The organism is Streptomyces sp. NBC_00820, assembly GCF_036347055.1.
GTDB lineage: Bacteria > Actinomycetota > Actinomycetes > Streptomycetales > Streptomycetaceae > Streptomyces.
The window spans coordinates 5106730-5125774 of sequence record NZ_CP108882.1 but is presented as its reverse complement, the minus strand read 5'-3'; the positions used below and the strand labels follow the sequence as shown (position 1 = coordinate 5125774).

Here is a 19045-nt window from a genome sequence, read left to right as displayed (position 1 = left end):
CCGGAACCAGTCAGCCCACCGATCCCCCGGTACACACCGGTCACTTGGGCACCGACTACGACACGAACACGCTCACCGCGCCGGCCACCGCGAACCCCGCCACCGACAGCACCGACTCCAGGACCGTCCAGGTCTTCAGGGTGTCGCGTTCGGTGATGCCGAAGTACTTGGCGACCATCCAGAAGCCGCCGTCGTTGACGTGCGAGGCGAAGATGGAGCCCGCGGAGATGGCCATGATGACCAGCGCGGCGAAGGCCTGGGAATGGTGGCCCTCGGTCAGGAGCGGGGCCACGATGCCCGCCGTCGTCACGATCGCGACCGTGGCCGAGCCCTGGGCGACCCGCAGCACGAGCGAGATCAGGTACGACAGGACGATCACCGGCAGGCCCACGTCGTGGAAGGTGTCGGAGAGGGCCTGGGCGACGCCGCTGGCCTTGAGGACCGCGCCGAAGACACCGCCCGCGCCGACCACCAGCAGGATGTTGCCGATCGGCTTGAGGGACGAAGTGGACACCGTCTCCAGGGACTTGCGGGACCAGCCGCGCCGGATGCCCAGCAGGTAGTAGGCGAGGAACAGGGCGAGGGTGAGGGCGACGAAGGGGTGTCCGAAGAACTCGATGACCGAGCGGCCCGTGGAGGGGTCGAGCGCGACGGAGGAGAAGGTGGCGGCGAGGATCAGCACCAGCGGCGTGCCGATGATGCCGAGGACCGTGGCCAGGGGCACGGGCTTCTCCTGCGGCTCCACACCCGAGGCGCGCTGCTCGTCGAGGACGGCCCGCTTGGCCTCCTGCGCCGCCTCCACCATGTCCTGCGGTACGGCGACGAAGATGCGCCGCCCGACCCACGCCGAGAACGCCCAGGCGGCCAGCACGGCCGGGAGGCCGCAGACGACGCCCATGAGGACGACCCAGCCGAGCTGGACGTGCAGCAGGCCGGCGGCGGCCACCGGGCCGGGGTGCGGGGGCAGGAAGGCGTGGGTCATCGACAGGCCCGCGAGGAGCGGGAGGCAGTAGAGCAGGATCGACTTGCCACCCCGCTTGGCGGCCGCGTAGACGATCGGCGCGAGGACGAAGATACCGACGTCGAAGAAGACCGGGATACCGAAGATCAGGCCGGTCAGGCCCATGGCGAGCGGGGCCCGGCGCTCGCCGAACAGCCCGAGCAGGCGGGCGGCCAGCACCTCCGCTCCGCCGCTGACCTCCAGGATCGCGCCGAGCATGGTGCCGAGGCCGATGATGACGGCGACGTGGCCGAGGATGCCGCCCATGCCGGACTCGATGGTGGAGACGGCGTCGGAGCGCTGGACGGTGCCGAAGAGTTCGGTGACCGAGAGGCCGGCGAGCAGGCCGACGGTTATGGAGACGGTGAGCAGGGCCACGAACGGCTGGACGCGCACCTTGATGATGAGGAACAGCAGCAGGGCTATGCCGATGGCTGCGACGGTGAGGAGTCCTGCGGTGCCGTCGAGGAGGAGGAGCAGGCCTCCGGTGTGGGGTGGTGCGGCGGGAGCGGGGGCTGGTGCGGCGAGCGGGAAGGACATACGGGGGTCCTCTTCGTGGGTGCCGGTGGCGCCGGGTTCGGCTGGAGTGCCGGGTGCGGCGGGAGTGCCGTGAGTACGGTGCGTGCATGGTGCTTTCGTGCAGGGTGGAGCGCGGCACGGCACCCGCGGAAGGTGCCGTGCCGTGTACGTGGTGCGGAAGTCGGGTGATCGTCGGACCCGGCGGACGGGCTCAGCCGAGTACGGCCAGCGCGTCGATCTCGACGAGGAGTCCGGCCGGCAGGCCGACGTAGACCGTCGTGCGGGCGGCGGGCGGCTGGGTGAGGCCCTGCTCCTCGAAGTAGGTGTTGTAGATGTCGTTCATCTCGGCGAAGTGGTCCACGTCGGTGAGGTAGACGCGGATCATCATCGCGTCGTCCCAGCTAGCGCCGCCCTCCTCCAGGATCGCCTTGACGTTGGCGAGGGTCTGGAGGGTCTGCTCGCGCAGGGTGGGGCCGGCCGGCGTCGGGGGCTTGCCCTCCTCGGCCGGGAGGAAGCCGACCTGGCCGGCCACCTGGAGGATGTTGCCCTTCTTCACGCCGTGCGAGAACTTCGCGGGCGGGGTGGTGTGGGTCTTGGGGGTGAGGGCGGTCTTCTCGGTCATGCTGTGGGGTCCTTCTGTGGGGTTCTTCCGGAGTACTCGCCGCTGATCGCGTCCGCGCTGCGGCGCACCTGCGGCAGCAGGGAGAGGAGTTCGTCGGCGGTGACGACGACGTTCGGCGCGGACACCGACATCGCGGCGACCACCCGGCCGTCGGCGCCGCGGATGGGGGCCGCGACGCAGTTGATGGATTCCTCGTGGCCACCCAGGTCGGAGGCCCAGCCCTGTTCGCGCACCTTCTCCAACTCCCGCAGGAAGGCTGCGGCGTTGGGGGTGGAACGGGACGTGTAGAGGGGGTAGTCGAGCGTCTCCGCGAGGGCGCGACGCTCGGGTTCGGGCAGGTCGGCGAGGAGCAGTTTCGCCACGGCCGCGACGGTGATGGCGACGGGCTTGCCGACGCGCGAGTACATGCGTACCGGGTAGCGGCTGTCCACCTTGTCGATGTAGAGCACCTCGTCCTCCTCGTGGACGGCGAGGTGCACGGTGTGCCCGCAGGCCTCGTTGAGGCGTACGAGGTGGGGGTGGGCGATCTCGCGGATGTCGAGGTTCTCCATCGCCTCCTGGGCGAGGGCGAAGAGCCGGGCGCCGAGCCGGTAGCGCTGGTCGGACTGGCGGTAGACCAGGCCGTGCTCGCGCAGGGTGCGCAGGAGCCGCAGCGCCGTGGACTTGTGCACGCCGAGGCGGTCGGCGACCTGGCCGAGGTCGGCGGGGCCCTCGGCGAGCAGCGGCAGGATGCCGAGGGCTCGGTCGACGGTCTGGCTCATGGGGTGCTTGCCTCCTCCGGGGCCTGATCGGCTTGCGTCCAGCCGGGGCCGAGTCGAAGTTTCTCCCATGCGGTGTCGTCCAGGGCCGTCAGGCGGTCGGCGTGGCTCCGGGCGGGCGGGGCGGCGAGATCGCCGGGGGCGGTGAGGGTGGCCGCCGCCATCAGGTGGCCGTGCCGCAGCCGGTCCCGGACGGGCAGGCCGCGCAGGGTGGCGGAGAGGAAGCCCGCGGCGAAGGCGTCACCGGCGCCGACGTGGGCGACGACGTCCACGCGAGGGGCCGGGGCGTGGGTCACGGTGCCGTCGGCGCCCTCGGTGCCGCCGAAGTCCTCCGTGCCGCAGGCGCTCCGGCCGAAGGCGCCAGTGTTCCGGTCGCAGCCTTCGGTGTTCCGGTCGGCGCCGCCCGCGCTCCGGTCGAACACGACCGCTCCGCCCGGGCCCTGCTTGACGACCACGAGTTCCGGTTCGGGCAGCGCCTCCCGGACGGCGCGGCCGCCGCGCAGCCCCCATGCCTCGCGTGCCTCGTCGTCGCCGACGAAGACGATGTCGGCGCGCCGCGCCAGTTCCAGCAGCACCCGCGGGCCCTCGGCGTCCCGCCACAGCGCGGGCCGGTAGTTGACGTCGAAGGAGACCAGCGGGCGGCCCGGGCGCGGCGCGGTCAGTTCGCGCATCAGCTCCAGGCAGTCCTCGGACAGGGCCGCCGTGATGCCCGACAGGTGCAGCACCCGGGCGGCGCGTACCGCCGTCAGGTCCACGTTGTCCGCGTTCATCGCGGAGGCAGCCGAACCGGCCCGGTAGTACGCCACCTCGTGCGCCGCCGTGGCCCGGTCGGCCGCCGTGCGGAAGTAGACGCCCGTCGGGCGCTCCGGGTCCCGCGCCACGCGCGTGACGTCGACGCCGTACGACCCGATCGCCTCGACCAGATGGTCCCCGAACCCGTCAGCTCCCACCCTGCTCACCCAGCGCACGGAGTGTCCGGCGGCCGCCAGCGCGCACGCCACGTTGGACTCGGCTCCGCCGATGGTCCGTTCGAAGGCGGGGGCGTCGGCGAGGCGGCCGGGACGGGTGGGGAGGAAGGTGACCATGGACTCGCCGAGCGCGGCGACGTCCACCGTGTTCGCGGGGTGCCCCGCATGTACGGTGCCGACCGGTCCCGGGGCAGTGCCCACCGATCCCAGGGCGGTGCCGACCGGTCCCGGGGCGGGATCCACCGGCTCCGGGGTGGTGTCGCGGCATCCGTGGGAGGTCACGATGGTGCGGGCTCCTCGTCCGTGTCCCGGGGCGGCCGATCCGTTGACCCCGTGTCGGCCGAGATGTTAGACAGCAGTGCGCGACATACGCAATGGCCGTTGCACATAGTGCAACGTGGCAGATCAGGAGGCTCGCATGGCCCATGACACCGGCAGCATCGAAGCGCTCGCCCACCTCGCCGAGGAGCGTGTGGACCACCGCTTCAAGGGGCTTCCGCCGAGCGCCACGGGCCTGACCGTCGCCGAGCTGGCCGGCCAGCGCCGCAACCTGTTCACCGACGGCTTCACCACTCCCGTCCTCGCCCTGTCCGCCGAGCGGCTGGAGCACAACCTCGCGCTCATGGAGTCGTACACGGTCCGGCACGGGCTGACCTTCGCCCCGCACGGCAAGACCTCCATGGCGCCGCAGCTGTTCCACCGCCAGATCGAGCACGGGGCGTGGGGGATCACCCTCGCGGTGCCGCACCAGGTGCGGGTGGCAAGGGCGTTCGGCGTCGCGCGGATCTTCCTCGCCAACGAGCTGGTGGACGCCCCGGCCCTGCGCTGGATCGCCGCCGAACTGGCCGCCGACCCGGAGTTCCGCTTCGTCTGCTACGTCGACTCCGTGCGCGGGGTCGAGCTGATGGAGGCGGCGCTGAGCGGGGCGGCGCGCCCGGTGGACGTGGTGGTGGAACTGGGCGCCGGCGAGGGCGCCCGGACCGGTGCCCGCACGGAGGCGGACGCCGCGGCGATCGCCGACGCGGTGGCGGACGCGCCGTCGCTGCGCCTGGTCGGCGTTGCGGGGTACGAGGCCCAGGTGCCGGGCGCCTCGCCGGAGTCGGTGCGGGAGTGGCTGAACCGACTGGTCGCGCTGGCCGTGGAGTTCGACAAGGCGGGGCGGTTCGCGGGGGCGGACGGGATCGTGGTGAGCGCGGGCGGCAGCGAGTGGTTCGACGCGGTCGCGGACGTCTTCACCGGCATCCCCGAACTCTCGCTGCCCGTACTGAAGTTGCTGCGTTCCGGCGCCTACGTCTCGCACGACGACGTGCACTACAACGAGCTCACGCCGTTCAACCGGGTCCCCGAAGAGGGCGCCCTGGAACCCGCGTTCCGGCTGTGGGCGCAGGTCGTCTCCCGGCCCTCCCCCGAACAGGCCTTCGTCAACGCGGGCAAGCGGGACGCGGCCTACGACCTCGACCACCCCGTGGCCCACGCGGTACGCCGGGACGGCGCCGAGCGGCCGGCGGACGGCGTCGAGGTGACCGCCCTGTCCGACCAGCACCTGTGGCTGAGCACCGCACCGGAGGCGGACGTCGAGGTCGGCGACTGGGTCGCCTTCGGGCTCTCCCACCCGTGCACGGCCTTCGACAAGTGGCAGCTGATCCCGGTGGCCGAGGCGGACGGCACGGTCGTCGACTACATCCGCACGTTCTTCTAGACGCACCGGCGGCGGCGGTCGCCAGAGAGGTCGGTGGTGGTCGTGGAGCAGCTCGTCATCCGGGACGCGGACGTGGTCGACGGCAGCGGGGAGCCGTCGTACCGCGCCGATGTGGTCGTCGACGGCGGCCGGATCGTCTCCATCGTGCGGGAGGCCGCCGCCGCGGGCTGCCAACGCCCGCGCGCCACAAGGGAGCTGGACGCCGAGGGGCTGGTCCTCTCCCCCGGCTTCATCGACATGCACGCCCACTCCGACCTGGCCCTGCTGCGCGACCCGGACCACAGCGCGAAGGTGGCACAGGGGGTCACGCTGGAGGTCCTCGGGCAGGACGGGCTGTCGTACGCGCCCGTGGACGACCGCACGCTGGAGGAGGTCCGGCGGGCGATCACCGGCTGGAACGGGTACGGCGACGACCTGGACCTCGACTGGCGGTCGGTCGGGGAGTACCTGGACCGGCTGGACCACGGCTTCGACGGCCAGGGGATCGCCGTGAACGCCGCCTACCTCGTCCCGCAGGGCACGGTCCGCGCGCTCGCCGTCGGCTGGGAGGACCGCCCGGCGGCCCCGGCCGAGCTGGACCGGATGCGGCGGCTGGTCGCGGAGGGGCTGGAACAGGGCGCGGTCGGCCTGTCCTCCGGGCTCACCTACACGCCCGGCATGTACGCCGAGGACGCCGAACTGACCGAGCTGTGCCGGGTGGTGGCGTCGTACGGCGGTTACTACTGTCCGCACCACCGCTCCTACGGCGCCGGAGCCCTGGAGGCCTACGCCGAGATGGTGGCCCTGACCCGGGAGGCGGGCTGCCCGCTGCACCTGGCGCACGCCACCATGAACTTCGGCGTGAACGAGGGGCGGGCACCCGAACTGCTCGCGCTGCTCGACGAGGCGCTGGGCGCGGGCGCGGACATCACGCTGGACACCTACCCCTACACCCCCGGCTCCACCACCCTGGCCGCGCTGCTGCCGAGCTGGGCGAGCGCGGGCGGCCCGGAGCGGATCCTGGCCCGGCTCACCGACCCGGCGACGGCCGAGCGCATCCGGTTCGACCTGGAGGTGACCGGCGCGGACGGCTGCCACGGCGTGCCGGTGGACTGGGAGACGATCGAGATCTCGGGCGTGAGCGACCCCGCGCTCGGCGCGTTCGTGGGCCGTACCGTCCGGGAGTCGGCGCGGGCACGCGGCGAGGACCCCTGGGTCACGGCCCGCAGACTGCTGCTGGAGGACCGCCTCGGCACGACGATCCTCCAGCACGTCGGCCACGAGGAGAACGTCCGCGCCATCATGCGCCACCGCGCGCACACCGGCGGCTCCGACGGCATCCTCCAGGGCACCAAGCCGCACCCGCGGGCGTATGGCACCTTCCCGCGCTATCTCGGCCACTACGTAAGGGAGTTGGGCGTGCTGAGCCTGGAGGAGTGCGTCGCCCGGCTCACCGCGCGGCCCGCGGCCCGGCTGCGGCTGCCGGACCGCGGCCTGGTGCGCGAGGGCCACCGGGCCGACCTGGTCCTGTTCGACCCGGCCACGGTCGCCGCCGGCGCCACGTTCGCCGAGCCCCGGCGGCTGCCGGAGGGGATCCCGTACGTCCTGGTCGACGGCCGGTTCGCCGTCGAGGACGGCCGGCGCACGGACGTGCTGGCGGGCCGGTCGGTCCGCCGCACGCCCGTGTGACCGGGTCCGGGGAGAGTGCCTACGGCTTGGGCAGGACGCAGCCGGCCGCGTTCAGGTTCAGCTGGTTGCCGGTCGTGAAGCAGGCCGGTATCTGGTAGGTCTCCTCGGCGTAGTTGATGCCCTGGTGGACGGTGACGTTGCCGTTCTCGTCGACCTCGCACGGGTTGTTCACGGTGCAGGTCTCACCGTCCTCGTTGCCCGTGTTGTTGACCGCGACGACCTTGCCGGTGGCCGTGTCGATCACCGGGGATCCGGAGGTGCCGCCGATGGTGTTGCAGGCGGAGGTGTAGCGCAGCGAGTCCTTCCAGGTCCAGTCGCCCTCCTTCAGCCGGTACACGAACCCGTCGGCGTTGCAGCTGTAGATCCGCTTCCAGTAGCCGGAGACGACCTTGATGGCGGTACCGGCGACGGGGTGGGTGTCGTTCACGGTCAGCGCGCTGATGCCGTAGCTGCTCCTGATCGCCGCGTAGGTGGTGGTCAGCCGGTAGATCGTGACGTCCGTGTCCGTCATGGTCGAGTAGACGACCTGGTTGGCACGGAGCGTGGCGACCTTGGTGCCCGCGGAGTTCAGCAGTCCGAAGGTACGGCTGGAGGACTGGCCGGTGATGACCTGGCCCGGGTTCGGGAAGCCGGTCTCCAGGCAGTGGCCGTTGGACAGCACGAGCGCGGGGTCGCTGTCGGCGGAGTTCGGGAAGCGGATGACCGAGCCGGAGCAGTTGCTGAGCGACACGGTACCGGCGTAGTTGACGGTCACCGCCTTGGCCGCGGCGGCCGACTTGGCCGTCGCGCTCACGTCGGCCGCCTTGCCCGCGTCGGCCGCCCTGGCCGTGCCGGCCGGCTCGGAGTGCGGCGCGGCGGCCGCGGGGGCCGCACCGACTCCGGCGAGGAGGAGGGCGGACAGTGCGGCCAGGAGAGGCTTGTTCATGTGGGGGTCCCCTCTGCAGACGTGGGCGACCGGAGATCTTCCGGCCGCCTGTCTTGTCATGGGCATTCTCACGAGGGGGACGCGGGTGGGCAAGGAGGCGTCTGCGAGCGGTTCCGCCGAAGGGGCTCAAGTGGCCGGTTCGGCACGTGAGTCCAAGGGGCGTGAACAAGGCGCGTGAACAACCGGTTCAGCGCGCGAGCCGGGGCGGGCGCCGGTCCGTCAGCCGAATCCCCCGCCGCCGCGCCGGCCGTGCCTCCCGCCGTAGTGGTGTGAGGAGGTCGCGGTCGGCGTCGGCGAACTCGCGGCCGTCGACGCGGGGGCGGTGGCCGTCGGGGCGGTCGGCGAGGCGGCCTCGCTCGCGGACGCCCCGGCCGACGCGCTCGCGGCCGAGGACGTGGCCGCCGCGGGCGGGACGGCGACATGCGTGGGGGCGAGGGACGACGACGCGTCGCCGGACAGGGTGTCGGCCGTGACCGTCGCGGCCGGAGCGCCGCTGCCCGGGCCGCCGGTCGCGGCACTGGGAGCGACACGGCCGCCGCTCGCCGGACCCGTGTGCCCAGCGGGGGAACCCGACTCCAGGAGACCTGCGGCCAGGGCGACCGCCCCGACCGCACCGGCGACCCCGGCGACGATCGCCACCCTGCGGCGACCACCCTGCTCGCGCTCGCGCTTGCGCCGGCGCCCGGCACGACCGCCCGCCTCGTCGGCCTCGCCCGGCCCGGCGGACCCGCCGGACTCGGCCGGAGCGGTCCGCCCGATCGACCCGGCCGGCTCGGCCGACTCGGCCGACTCGGCCGGCCCATTCAGCCCGGTCGGCTCGCTCGGTCCGGCCGGTCCGGTCGGTTCCGGGTCCGTGGGGTAGACGGGCAGCTCGCGGGTCTCGTCGTAGGCGTTCTGCCAGCCATGGGCCGCGGCGGGATCGGCGTACTCGTCATAGGAGGGGGCCGGGGATGCCTGGGGGAGGTACACGTGGGGCCGGATCTGCGACTCGCCACCCGTGCCGTGCGCGTCGTACGCCCCCGCCCCGTACTCGTGTTCGGTGGACATGTCAGCGAATTCTAGGGATGCATATGACTCCTGAGACAGCGGCGGGCGATAACGATGCAAATCCTCCGTGTCCCACGTGGTGGAAAACACGGCCCGAACGGCACTACCTGGCCGTAAGCTCACCGGCATGCAGGTGATCCAGTCGACCAAGCTCGCCAACGTCTGTTACGAGATCCGGGGCCCGGTGCTCGAGGAGGCGATGCGGCTGGAGGCGGCTGGTCACCGCATCCTGAAGCTCAACACCGGCAACCCCGCGGCCTTCGGCTTCGAGTGCCCCCCGGAGATCCTCGAGGACATCCTCCGCAACGTCTCCTCGGCGCACGGCTACGGCGACGCCAAGGGCCTGCTGGCCGCCCGCCGCGCGGTCGTCATGCACAACCAGACCATCGGCATCGAGACCGACGTCGAGCACGTCTTCATCGGCAACGGCGTCTCCGAGCTGATCGTGATGGCCATGCAGGCGCTGCTCGACGACGGCGACGAGGTCCTCGTCCCGGCGCCCGACTACCCGCTGTGGACCGCCGCCGTCTCCCTCTCCGGGGGCACCGCCGTGCACTACCGGTGCGACGAGCAGGCCGACTGGATGCCCGACCTCGCCGACATCGAGCGCAAGGTCACCGACCGCACCAAGGCCATCGTCGTCATCAACCCGAACAACCCCACGGGCGCGGTCTACGACGAGGCGATGCTCAAGGGCCTGACCGACATCGCCCGCCGGCACAACCTGCTGGTCTGCTCCGACGAGATCTACGACAAGATCCTCTACGACGGCGCCACGCACACCCCGACCGCCAAGGTCGCCCCCGACCTGCTCACGCTCACCTTCAACGGCATGTCGAAGGCGTACCGGGTGGCCGGATACCGCGTCGGCTGGATGGCCGTCTCCGGCCCGCGCGCCCACGCCGACTCCTACATCGAGGGTCTGACGATCCTGGCGAACATGCGCCTGTGCGCCAACATGCCGGGGCAGCACGGCGTCGTCGCCGCGCTCGGCGGACGCCAGACGATCAACGACCTCGTCCTGCCGGGCGGCCGCCTGAAGGAACAGATGGACACCGCCTACGAGCTGCTGACCCAGATCCCGGGCGTGAGCTGCGTACGGCCCAAGGGCGCGCTGTACCTCTTCCCGCGCCTCGACCCGCAGGTCTTCAAGATCGAGGACGACCGGCGGATGGTCCTGGACCTGCTGCGCCAGGAGAAGATCATGGTGGTCCAGGGCACCGGCTTCAACTGGCCCGAACCCGACCACTTCCGCGTGGTGACCCTGCCGAACGTCGGCGACCTCAAGGACGCGGTGACCCGGATCGGGACCTTCCTCGACGGATACAGCCAGCCGTAGCGGGCCGCCGCCGAGCGGACACGGCCGGCCATGGCGGGCCGACCACGGCGGGCCGCCGCTGCCGCCCGCCGTAGCCACCGGACCGCAGTCCGTGACTCGACTCAACTTTAGACGAAATCCAAGCTAGGATGGTTTCCTGTCAGCACAGGAGGCCATCCCCATGTACGAACCGATCCGCAGCAAGTCGGTCCACAGCACGATGGCCGGCACCACCTCGGACTTTCCCCACCGCTCGCGCGAGGAGGAGCTGGACATCCAGCTCGCCGGACACCTCGCCGCGCTGCTCGCCGTCACCGACGAACTGCGCGCGCTGACCCCGTGCACCGACCTGGACGCGGCCGCCGAGCGGCTCGCCGGACAGGTGGCCCGGCTCCGGGGCGGGCACGCACCGGTACGCGCCACCCCGGCGGCGTCCACCGCACCGGTGCCCCTCCACCGCCGGGCGCACGCCCTCGCGGGCCGCGCCCTCGTCGTCGCCGCTTCCCGGGCGGACACCGCGGCGGCCATCCTCGCGGCCGAGCGGATGGACGCGCACGCCGCCGCGGCGGCCGAGCCGAGGGAACTCAGCACGGCCGTCTGACCCCACCCCCGGGGTCCCCCGAACGGCCCCGGTCCGCGCGCACCCGCAGCGACGCGCGGACCGGGCGCCACGCACCACACCGCACCCCGGGCGGGCCGCGGCCCCGGTGCCGAACCACCGAGCCGCCGAGCCGCCGGAGGCACCCTCTCCGGTTGCGTGCCGGAACCTCTTCGAGGCCGTCGACACCTTCGTACGCACCCGGTTCCGGAGGACCGCTCGACATGGACGAGAGCCCCGCACGCCGTTGTGCGGGGCTCTCGGTGGTGTCACCACGGCCGGCCGTGACGATCGCTGGTCAGGGCATCCGTGACCGGCCGTGGAGTCTTGCGGAGCGGGCTCAGCCCAGGCGCTCCACCAGCGCGCGGTACTGGTCCCACAGCTCCTTCGGGGTGTGGTCGCCGAAGGTGTTGAGGTGCTCGGGGACGAGGGCCGCCTCCTCGCGCCAGACCTCCGGGTCGACCTTGAGGAGGAAGTCCAGGTCGGAGTCGGACAGTTCGAGGCCGTCGGTGTCCAGCGCATCGCGCGTGGGCAGCACGCCGATCGGGGTCTCGACGCCCTCGGCCTTGCCGTCCAGGCGCTCCACGATCCACTTCAGGACGCGGCTGTTCTCACCGAAGCCGGGCCAGACGAACTTGCCCTCGTCGTTCTTGCGGAACCAGTTGACGTAGTAGATCTTCGGCAGCTTGGACTGGTCCTTGTCCTTGGCCACGTCGATCCAGTGGGCCATGTAGTCGCCCATGTTGTAGCCGCAGAAGGGCAGCATCGCGAAGGGGTCGCGGCGCAGTTCGCCGACCTTGCCCTCGGCGGCGGCGGTCTTCTCGGAGGCCACGTTGGCGCCGAGGAACACGCCGTGGTCCCAGTCGAAGGACTCCGTCACCAGCGGCACGGCGGTGGCGCGGCGGCCGCCGAAGAGGATCGCCGAGATCGGCACGCCCTTGGGGTCCTCCCACTCCGGCGCGATGATCGGGCACTGCGAAGCGGGCACGGTGAAGCGGGCGTTGGGGTGCGCGGCCGGGGTCTCGGACGCGGGCGTCCAGTCGTTGCCCTTCCAGTCCGTCAGGTGGGCCGGAGTCTCCTCCGTCATGCCCTCCCACCAGATGTCACCGTCGTCGGTGAGCGCGACGTTGGTGAAGACCGCGTTGCCCCACAGCGCCTTCATCGCGTTGGCGTTGGTGTGCTCACCGGTGCCGGGCGCGACGCCGAAGAAGCCGGCCTCGGGGTTGATCGCGTACAGGCGGCCGTCCTCGCCGAAGCGCATCCAGGCGATGTCGTCGCCGATGGTCTCCACGGTCCAGCCGGAGATCGTGGGCTCCAGCATGGCGAGGTTGGTCTTGCCGCAGGCCGAAGGGAAGGCGGCGGCCACGTACTTGGACTCACCCTGCGGGGGCGTGAGCTTGAGGATCAGCATGTGCTCGGCCAGCCAGCCCTCGTCGCGGGCCATGACGGAGGCGATGCGCAGGGCGTAGCACTTCTTGCCGAGCAGCGCGTTGCCGCCGTAGCCGGAGCCGTAGGACCAGATCTCGCGGTCCTCGGGGAAGTGCGAGATGTACTTGGTGGAGTTGCAGGGCCACGCGACGTCCTCCTGGCCCTCCTCCAGCGGGGCGCCGAGGGTGTGCACGGCCTTGACGAAGAAGCCGTCGTCGCCCAGCTCGTCGAGGACGGCCTGGCCCATGCGCGTCATCGTGCGCATGGAGACGGCGACGTACGCGGAGTCCGTGATCTCCACACCCGGTGCGGACAGCGGGGAGCCGAGCGGGCCCATGCAGAACGGCACGACGTACATCGTGCGGCCGCGCATCGAGCCGCGGAACAGGCCGCCTTCGCCGCCGGCGCCCTGGAAGATCTCCCGCATCTCGCCGGGGGCCTTCCAGTGGTTCGTCGGGCCGGCGTCCTCCTCCTTCTCGGAGCAGATGAAGGTTCGGTCCTCGACGCGGGCCACGTCGGTCGGGTCCGAGGCCGCGTAGTAGGAGTGCGGGCGCTTGATCGGGTCGAGCTTCTTGAAGGTGCCCTTGCCGACGAGCTCCTCGCACAGGCGCTCGTACTCGGACTCGGATCCGTCACACCAGACCACGCGGTCCGGCTGCGTCAGTTCGGCGATCTCGTTGACCCACGAGATCAGTTCCTGGTGCTGGGTGGGGACGGTGGGAGCCGCGATGTCGCGCGCCACGATCGCTCCTAGGTGAGGGTGTATGCCCTTGTCAGGGATGTGTTCCTTGGCCCCGTGGGGGCTGCGACCCGGATGCCGCAGAGCCACCCCGACGGGGCTGCTGCTCATCCGGTGTCGACCGCACTCATTTGATCATCCGACTCTACTGCGCATATGTCCAGAGGGCTTCACAGGTGAGCGGCGTGAGGAAGGCCACGGTTTTCGCGTCTTCCCTGGGTACCCCCATGTCCCTTTACGCGCACGTTGAGTTCACCTGAAGGATTCTTTGCGCGCGCGCCCGGAACCCCACCGTGAGACGATGTCCGGACGCGGGCCGTCAAGCACCCTCACTGATCCGCAATTTACGGCCCCGTAGGTACGATGCGGACCATGACTGCGCCCGTCCCCGACGCGCCCACGGACACGCCGGCCGCAGGCCCCGGTCCCGCCGCGCCCTCCCTGCCACACCCGGCCAAGCCAAGGCTCCGCGGCTGGCTGCATCTCGGCATGTTCCCGGCCGTCCTCGTCGCGGGGCTGGCGCTCACCGCGCTGGCCGACTCCACCAGAGGACGCGTCGCCTGCGGGATCTACGCCCTGACGGCCTGCCTGCTCTTCGGCGTGAGCGCGCTGTACCACCGGGGCGAGTGGGGGCCGCGCATGGGCGGCCTCCTGCGCCGCCTCGACCACGCCAACATCTTCCTGATCATCGCGGGCACCTACACCCCGCTCACCATGCTGCTCCTGCCCGGCGCGAAGGGGCAGTGGCTGCTGTGGGGCATCTGGGGCGCGGCCGCCGCGGGCATCGCGTTCCGTGTCTTCTGGGTCGGCGCCCCCCGCTGGCTCTACACCCCCTGCTACATCGCCATGGGCTGGGCGGCCGTCTTCTTCCTGCCCGACTTCATGCACGCCGGCGGCATCGCCGTCCTGGTCCTGGTGATCGTCGGAGGGCTGCTCTACAGCGCGGGCGGCGTCATCTACGGCATAAAGCGCCCGAACCCCTCACCCCGCTGGTTCGGCTTCCACGAGGTCTTCCACTCCTTCACGCTGGCCGCCTTCGTCGTCCACTACGTCGGCATCTCACTGGTGGCCTACCAGCACGGGTGACCACCCCTCCCCCTCACCGTCCGACGGTCACGGCTCACGAGCCGTGACCGTCTTTTCATGCCCTTCTCCACACCCAAGAGTCACTCCCTATTGACCGTCTCCATCTTTCAGGAGTCACTTTCACTTCGGGGCTACCATGAGCCCCATGACGCCCGCACGCACCGACTCCCCCACCGACCGGCCCCGCCCCGGCCTGCGCGAGCGCAAGAAGACCAAGACGCGGGAGGCGATCCGCTCGGCGACGTACGCCCTGGTCGAGGAGTGGGGATACGACGCGACGACGGTCGACCGGATCGCCGAGCGGGCCGAGGTGTCGCCGTCCACGATCTTCCGCTACTTCCCCACGAAGGAGGACATCGTGCTCACCGACGGGTACGACGAGATCCTCCTGACGGAGCTGCGCGCCCGGCCGTCGGACGAGTCGTGGGCGGACTCCCTGCGCCACGCGATCGGCGCGGTCGTGGCCGTGGGCGAGGCCGAGGACCCACGGGCGGCCCGGCTGCGGGCGCGGCTGGCCCTCGACGTGCCCGCGGTCCGCGCCCGGATGACGCGGAACATGTCCGACACCGGCCGGCTGCTCCGCCGGGCCATCGCGGAACGCACCGGCCTGCCCCCGGACGGCCTGGAGGCGCGGGTCCACGCCACGTCCCTGGTGGGAGTGCTGACGGAGGTCACCGTGTACTGGGCCGAGCACGGCCACGAGGACGACCTCCGCGCCCTCCTGGAGCGCGCCGTCACCGCCCTGGAACGCGGCCTGCCCGGAAAAAAGCACTGAGGCACGGACCGCTCCCCGTGCCATGCTGACAGGGTGAACGGACCCGAGATCCACGTCGAAGTCGCCTCCGAGCTCCATGTGTTCGTGCCGCACGCCCGGCGTGCCGCCGCCACCGCGCTCGGCACCGACGGGGTCTCGACCCTCGGGCACGTCATCGAGTCCCTCGGCGTCCCGCTGACCGAGGTCGGCGCGCTGGTCGTGGACGGCCGCGAGGTGTCTCGCTCCCACATCCCGGCGGCCGGCGAGTCGGTCAGCGTCCGCCCCGTCCCGCACCCGCAGCGGGTCCCCGGCGCACCCCTGCGCTTCCTCCTCGACGTCCACCTCGGCACCCTCGCCCGCCGGCTGCGCCTGCTCGGCGTCGACACGGCCTACGAGTCGACCGACATCGGCGACCCCGCGCTCGCCGCCCGCTCGGCGGCCGAGAAGCGGGTCATGCTCAGCCGCGACCGCGGCCTGCTGCGCCGCCGCGAGCTGTGGGCGGGCGCGTACGTCTACAGCACCCGCCCCGAGGACCAGCTCCAGGACGTCCTCGCCCGCTTCGCCCCCGAACTGCGCCCCTGGACCCGCTGCACCGCCTGCAACGGCCTGCTGCGGGAGGCCACCAAGGAACAGGTCGCCGACCAGCTCAAGAGCGGCACCCAGCGGTCGTACGACGTCTTCGCCCAGTGCACGGCCTGCGGCCGCGCCTACTGGAAGGGCGCCCACCACGACCAGCTGGAGGCGGTCGTGGAGCAGGCGTTGAGCATGTGTACCCAGGAAGGTTGAGTACGCGCGCCGGTCCCCGGGGCACCCCCCGCGCGGTTGGCTGGAGCCATGGACATCACACAGGCGGCCGGCGCCCCGCGACAGACCGGCGACAGCGACAGCGCCCACGCTCTCCGGCTCTGGGCCGGGTGGGGGCTGGGACTGCTTCTGCCGATGACCGGGTTCAGCATCTTCGTGGCCATCTCCTCGCCACGCGCCACCAGGTGCCTCATGTACGGCGAGGAGTGCGCCTCGGTGCCCGACGGACTCCTCTACGCAAGCTTCTGGATCGCGGTCCTGGGCGGTCTGCTGGCGCTGCTGTGGCCCCCGGCCTCGCGGGCCGGCGTCAGGCTCGGGGCCGTACTGGCGCAGTGGGGCGCGCAGCTGACGCTGTGCGCCCTGATCCTCAGCTACGCCTGACGCCCCTGTTCGGACGGACGCGCCGCGCGGCCGCGGGGAGCGGGAACCGTCCGAACGCCTGCTCGCATACGGACAGTTCGCCGCTGCCGCCCCGCCGTGTGCCCGTGTCGCTCAGCTGCCGCCCAGCACCGCGCGCAGCCGTGCCGGATCCGTCGTCGGCGCGTCGCAGGTGAAGTGACGGCAGACGTACGCCGCGGCCTCGCCGTCCACCAGGGGGCGACCGGCGAGCAGCGGAAACTCGTCACTGTCCACGGTCCCGGCGGCGACGACCACGCCCGGGGCCGTACCGAGAAGCGCCGCGCGGTGCAGTGCGGCGGTCCCCGCCTCGCGCAGCGAGGGTCCGACCACCGCGACCTCCCGGGGGCCGTCGAGCAGCGCCTCGGCGACGGCGAGGCCCCATCCGATGAACCGGGGCACGCGCGGCCCGAGCGTCTTGACGACACCCAACGCCCGTTCAGCGGCGGCCCGGTGGACCTCGGAACCGGTGTGCGCGGCATAGCCCAGCAGGGCGCCCGCGGCGGCCGTCCAGCCTGAGGGGGTGGCGTTGTCGGTGGGGTCCTGCGGGCGGCGGATGAGCTTCTCCGCGTCGGACGCGGTGTCGTACAGGGCGCCGCTGTCCGGGTCGGTGAAGCGCGCGACCACATGGTCCAGGAGCAGTCCGGCGAAGTCCAGCCAGACCCCTTCGCCCGTCACGGAGGCGAGCGCCAGGAAGCCCTCGGCGACGTCGGCGTAGTCCTCCAGCACACCGGCGTTGACACCGGCCCGGCCGTCCTTGCTGGTCCGGGCGAGATGGCCGTGCTCGTCCAGGTGCACGCGGACGAGGAGGTCGGCGGCTGCGAGAGCGGCCTCGACCAGGTCGGGGCGGCCGAAGTAGGCGCCGGTCTCGGCGAGTGCGGCGACCGCCAGGCCGTTCCAGGCGGCGACGACCTTGTCGTCCCGGCCGGGCTCCGGACGCCGCGCCCGTGCCGCCAGCAGCCGTTCCTTGACGGACGCGATCCGCTCCGCGTCGAAAACGCCCTCGGTCTGCGGGAGTTGCAGGACGGACTGACCGTCCTCGAAGGTGCCCTCCCGGGTCACCTTGAAGTACTGGGAGGCGAGTTCGGCGTCCTCGTCCCCCAGCACCTCACGCAGCTGTTCGGGGGTCCACACGTAGTACGCGCCCTCGACGTGCCGGCCGTTGCCGTCGTCGCTGTCGGCGTCCAGCGCCGAGGCGAACCCGCCCTCGCCGGTGCGCAGTTCGCGGATCAGGAAGTCGGCGGTCTCCAGCGCGATCCGGCGGGCGAGGTCCGATCCGGTGGCCCGCCACAGGTGGGCGTACACCCGGCACAGCAGGGCGTTGTCGTACAGCATCTTCTCGAAGTGCGGGACGACCCAGTCACGGTCGACCGAGTAGCGGGAGAACCCGCCGCCGAGCTGGTCGTAGATTCCGCCGCGGGCCATCCGCTCGCAGGTGTCCCGGGCCATCTGCAGGGCACCCTCGGAACCGGTGCGGGCGTGATGGCGCAGCAGGAACTCCAGGACCATGGACGGCGGGAACTTCGGGGCGCCGCCGAACCCGCCGCGCTGCGCGTCGTACTCGCGGGTGAGGCCGAGCAGCGCCTGTGCCAGTTCCTGCTCGCCGGGCGGCTGGTCGCCCTGGTGGGAGATGTCCCGCTCGGCGAGGTCCCGCACGATCTTCCCGGCGACCTCGGTGACCTCCTCGCGCCGGTCGTCCCAGGCCTGCCGGACGCCTTCCAGTACCTGCCGGAAGGAGGGCATGCCGTGCCGGGGCTCGGGCGGGAAGTAGGTGCCGAAGTAGAAGGGCTCGGCGTCCGGGGTGAGGAACACGGTCATGGGCCAGCCGCCCTGCCCGGTCGCGGCCTGGACGGCCTCCATGTAGACGGCGTCGATGTCGGGGCGTTCCTCGCGGTCGACCTTGATGTTGACGAAGTTCTCGTTCATGTAGGCCGCGGTGACGTCGTCCTCGAAGCTCTCCTCCGCAAGGACATGGCACCAGTGGCAGCTCGCGTACCCGACGCTCAGCAGGACGGGCTTGTTCGACCTGCGGGCCTCGTCGAAGGCATCGGCCGACCACGGCCACCAGTCGACGGGGTTGTCGGCGTGCTGGAGCAGGTACGGGGACGTCTCATGGGCCAGTCGGTTCACCGTTCCACTCTCCCACGGGCTCCGCCAGGGCGTAGAAACGCATCGACACCGGGCGCGCCCCTTCGGGAGCCTCCTCGCGGGAGTGTCCGTAGCGCTCCAGCAGGGCGTGGTACTCGCCCATGAACGCGAGCAGCTCCTCCCTGGTCAGCCAGGTGCCGTGGCGCTGGACCTGGGCCCAGCCCTCCGGGCCGCGGTACTCCTGGTGGGCGCGGCGGAAGAGGGCGGTGTCCACCTCGATCTTGAGCTGGGCGAGTCGGGCCGCGGCCGCGTACTCCTCGGGGGACATCGCGGCCGGGTCGGGGGTGGTGTGCCTGAACGGCAGCAACCGCCACCAGCGCTCACGCCCGCCGGACTTCTCGGGGATCTCCTCGACGAGTCCCTGCTCGGCGAGTTTGCGCAAGTGGTAGCTGGTGGTGCCGGAGCTCTCGCCGAGTTCCCGGGCGAGGCCGGTGGAGTTCGCCTCGCCGTGGCGCCCGAGGTGGTCGAGGATCCGGCGGCGCAGGGGGTTGCCGAGGGACTTGTAGAGAGCGGTGCGCTCCAGGCTGGTCATCTCGGGCATGCCGTCGGTCATGGCGTCACGGTAACC

The 19045-nt window shown here is 71.9% G+C and carries 17 protein-coding genes; 8 read left to right on the top strand and 9 right to left on the bottom strand.

Annotated features, from left to right (window positions below; all coding sequences use genetic code 11):
- Positions 1-55: 55 nt before the first annotated feature.
- The 4 genes from OIB37_RS23270 to OIB37_RS23255 all read right to left on the bottom strand — a co-directional run bounded on the left by OIB37_RS23270 (position 56) and on the right by OIB37_RS23255 (position 3984).
- Entirely contained in the window at positions 56-1540 is a 1485-nt protein-coding gene (locus tag OIB37_RS23270; RefSeq protein ID WP_330459534.1) for a GntP family permease, read from the bottom strand.
- 190 nt (positions 1541-1730) lie between these two features.
- A complete protein-coding gene (locus OIB37_RS23265; protein ID WP_330459533.1) occupies positions 1731-2141 on the bottom strand; it encodes a RidA family protein in 411 nt (136 codons plus the stop codon).
- Positions 2138-2902, bottom strand: coding sequence for an IclR family transcriptional regulator (locus tag OIB37_RS23260; protein WP_330459532.1), 765 nt, complete (start codon positions 2900-2902; stop codon positions 2138-2140). Before OIB37_RS23260 ends, OIB37_RS23265 begins: the two co-directional genes overlap by 4 nt.
- Positions 2899-3984 (bottom strand): sugar kinase, encoded by a 1086-nt coding sequence (locus OIB37_RS23255; protein ID WP_443058281.1) that lies wholly within the window; start codon positions 3982-3984, stop codon positions 2899-2901. The genes OIB37_RS23260 and OIB37_RS23255 overlap by 4 nt, the downstream gene beginning before the upstream one ends.
- Positions 3985-4285: 301 nt before the next feature.
- Here OIB37_RS23255 and OIB37_RS23250 point away from each other — a divergent pair, with 301 nt between their 5' ends.
- Together OIB37_RS23250 and OIB37_RS23245 are read left to right on the top strand one after the other, a co-directional pair.
- A complete protein-coding gene (locus OIB37_RS23250) occupies positions 4286-5566 on the top strand; it encodes an alanine racemase (protein WP_330459531.1) in 1281 nt (426 codons plus the stop codon).
- A gap of 42 nt (positions 5567-5608) precedes the next feature.
- Positions 5609-7234: an N-acyl-D-amino-acid deacylase family protein gene (locus OIB37_RS23245; protein ID WP_330459530.1), complete on the top strand. Its 1626-nt coding sequence runs from the start codon at positions 5609-5611 to the stop codon at positions 7232-7234.
- A gap of 19 nt (positions 7235-7253) precedes the next feature.
- Here OIB37_RS23245 and OIB37_RS23240 read toward each other — a convergent pair whose 3' ends face one another.
- Both OIB37_RS23240 and OIB37_RS23235 read right to left on the bottom strand, forming a co-directional pair.
- Positions 7254-8159: a trypsin-like serine peptidase gene (locus OIB37_RS23240; RefSeq protein ID WP_330459529.1), complete on the bottom strand. Its 906-nt coding sequence runs from the start codon at positions 8157-8159 to the stop codon at positions 7254-7256.
- A gap of 219 nt (positions 8160-8378) precedes the next feature.
- Complete coding sequence (locus tag OIB37_RS23235) at positions 8379-9206, bottom strand: hypothetical protein (protein WP_330459528.1); 828 nt, start codon at positions 9204-9206, stop codon at positions 8379-8381.
- Positions 9207-9333: 127 nt separating this feature from the next.
- Between OIB37_RS23235 and OIB37_RS23230 the strand changes: the two genes are divergently transcribed.
- Both OIB37_RS23230 and OIB37_RS23225 read left to right on the top strand, forming a co-directional pair.
- Positions 9334-10545 (top strand): pyridoxal phosphate-dependent aminotransferase, encoded by a 1212-nt coding sequence (locus OIB37_RS23230; RefSeq protein ID WP_330459527.1) that lies wholly within the window; start codon positions 9334-9336, stop codon positions 10543-10545.
- Between the two features lie 160 nt (positions 10546-10705).
- Entirely contained in the window at positions 10706-11125 is a 420-nt protein-coding gene (locus OIB37_RS23225) for an SCO4983 family protein (protein WP_330459526.1), read from the top strand.
- A 337-nt stretch (positions 11126-11462) separates the two neighbouring features.
- Here the strand turns inward: OIB37_RS23225 and OIB37_RS23220 are convergent, their stop codons facing one another.
- Positions 11463-13292: a phosphoenolpyruvate carboxykinase (GTP) gene (locus tag OIB37_RS23220; RefSeq protein ID WP_330459525.1), complete on the bottom strand. Its 1830-nt coding sequence runs from the start codon at positions 13290-13292 to the stop codon at positions 11463-11465.
- Between the two features lie 369 nt (positions 13293-13661).
- Between OIB37_RS23220 and trhA the strand changes: the two genes are divergently transcribed.
- The 4 genes from trhA to OIB37_RS23200 all read left to right on the top strand — a co-directional run bounded on the left by trhA (position 13662) and on the right by OIB37_RS23200 (position 16314).
- Complete coding sequence (gene trhA, locus OIB37_RS23215) at positions 13662-14375, top strand: PAQR family membrane homeostasis protein TrhA (RefSeq protein WP_330459524.1); 714 nt, start codon at positions 13662-13664, stop codon at positions 14373-14375.
- Positions 14376-14520: 145 nt separating this feature from the next.
- Positions 14521-15150: a TetR/AcrR family transcriptional regulator gene (locus OIB37_RS23210; RefSeq protein WP_330459523.1), complete on the top strand. Its 630-nt coding sequence runs from the start codon at positions 14521-14523 to the stop codon at positions 15148-15150.
- A 33-nt stretch (positions 15151-15183) separates the two neighbouring features.
- On the top strand, positions 15184-15915 hold the full coding sequence (locus OIB37_RS23205; RefSeq protein WP_330459522.1) for a Mut7-C RNAse domain-containing protein: 732 nt from the start codon (positions 15184-15186) through the stop codon (positions 15913-15915).
- Positions 15916-15963: 48 nt separating this feature from the next.
- Entirely contained in the window at positions 15964-16314 is a 351-nt protein-coding gene (locus OIB37_RS23200; protein WP_330459521.1) for a hypothetical protein, read from the top strand.
- Between the two features lie 111 nt (positions 16315-16425).
- On the opposite strand, the gene OIB37_RS23195 is transcribed toward OIB37_RS23200, so the two are convergent.
- The gene (locus OIB37_RS23195) at positions 16426-18459 is read right to left on the bottom strand and encodes a thioredoxin domain-containing protein (protein ID WP_330459520.1); all 2034 of its coding nucleotides are present in this window, start codon (positions 18457-18459) and stop codon (positions 16426-16428) included.
- Positions 18440-19030 carry an ArsR/SmtB family transcription factor gene (locus tag OIB37_RS23190; RefSeq protein WP_330459519.1) on the bottom strand — a complete coding sequence of 197 codons (591 nt, stop codon included), beginning with the start codon at positions 19028-19030 and terminating at the stop codon, positions 18440-18442. The genes OIB37_RS23195 and OIB37_RS23190 overlap by 20 nt, the downstream gene beginning before the upstream one ends.
- Positions 19031-19045: the final 15 nt, after the last annotated feature.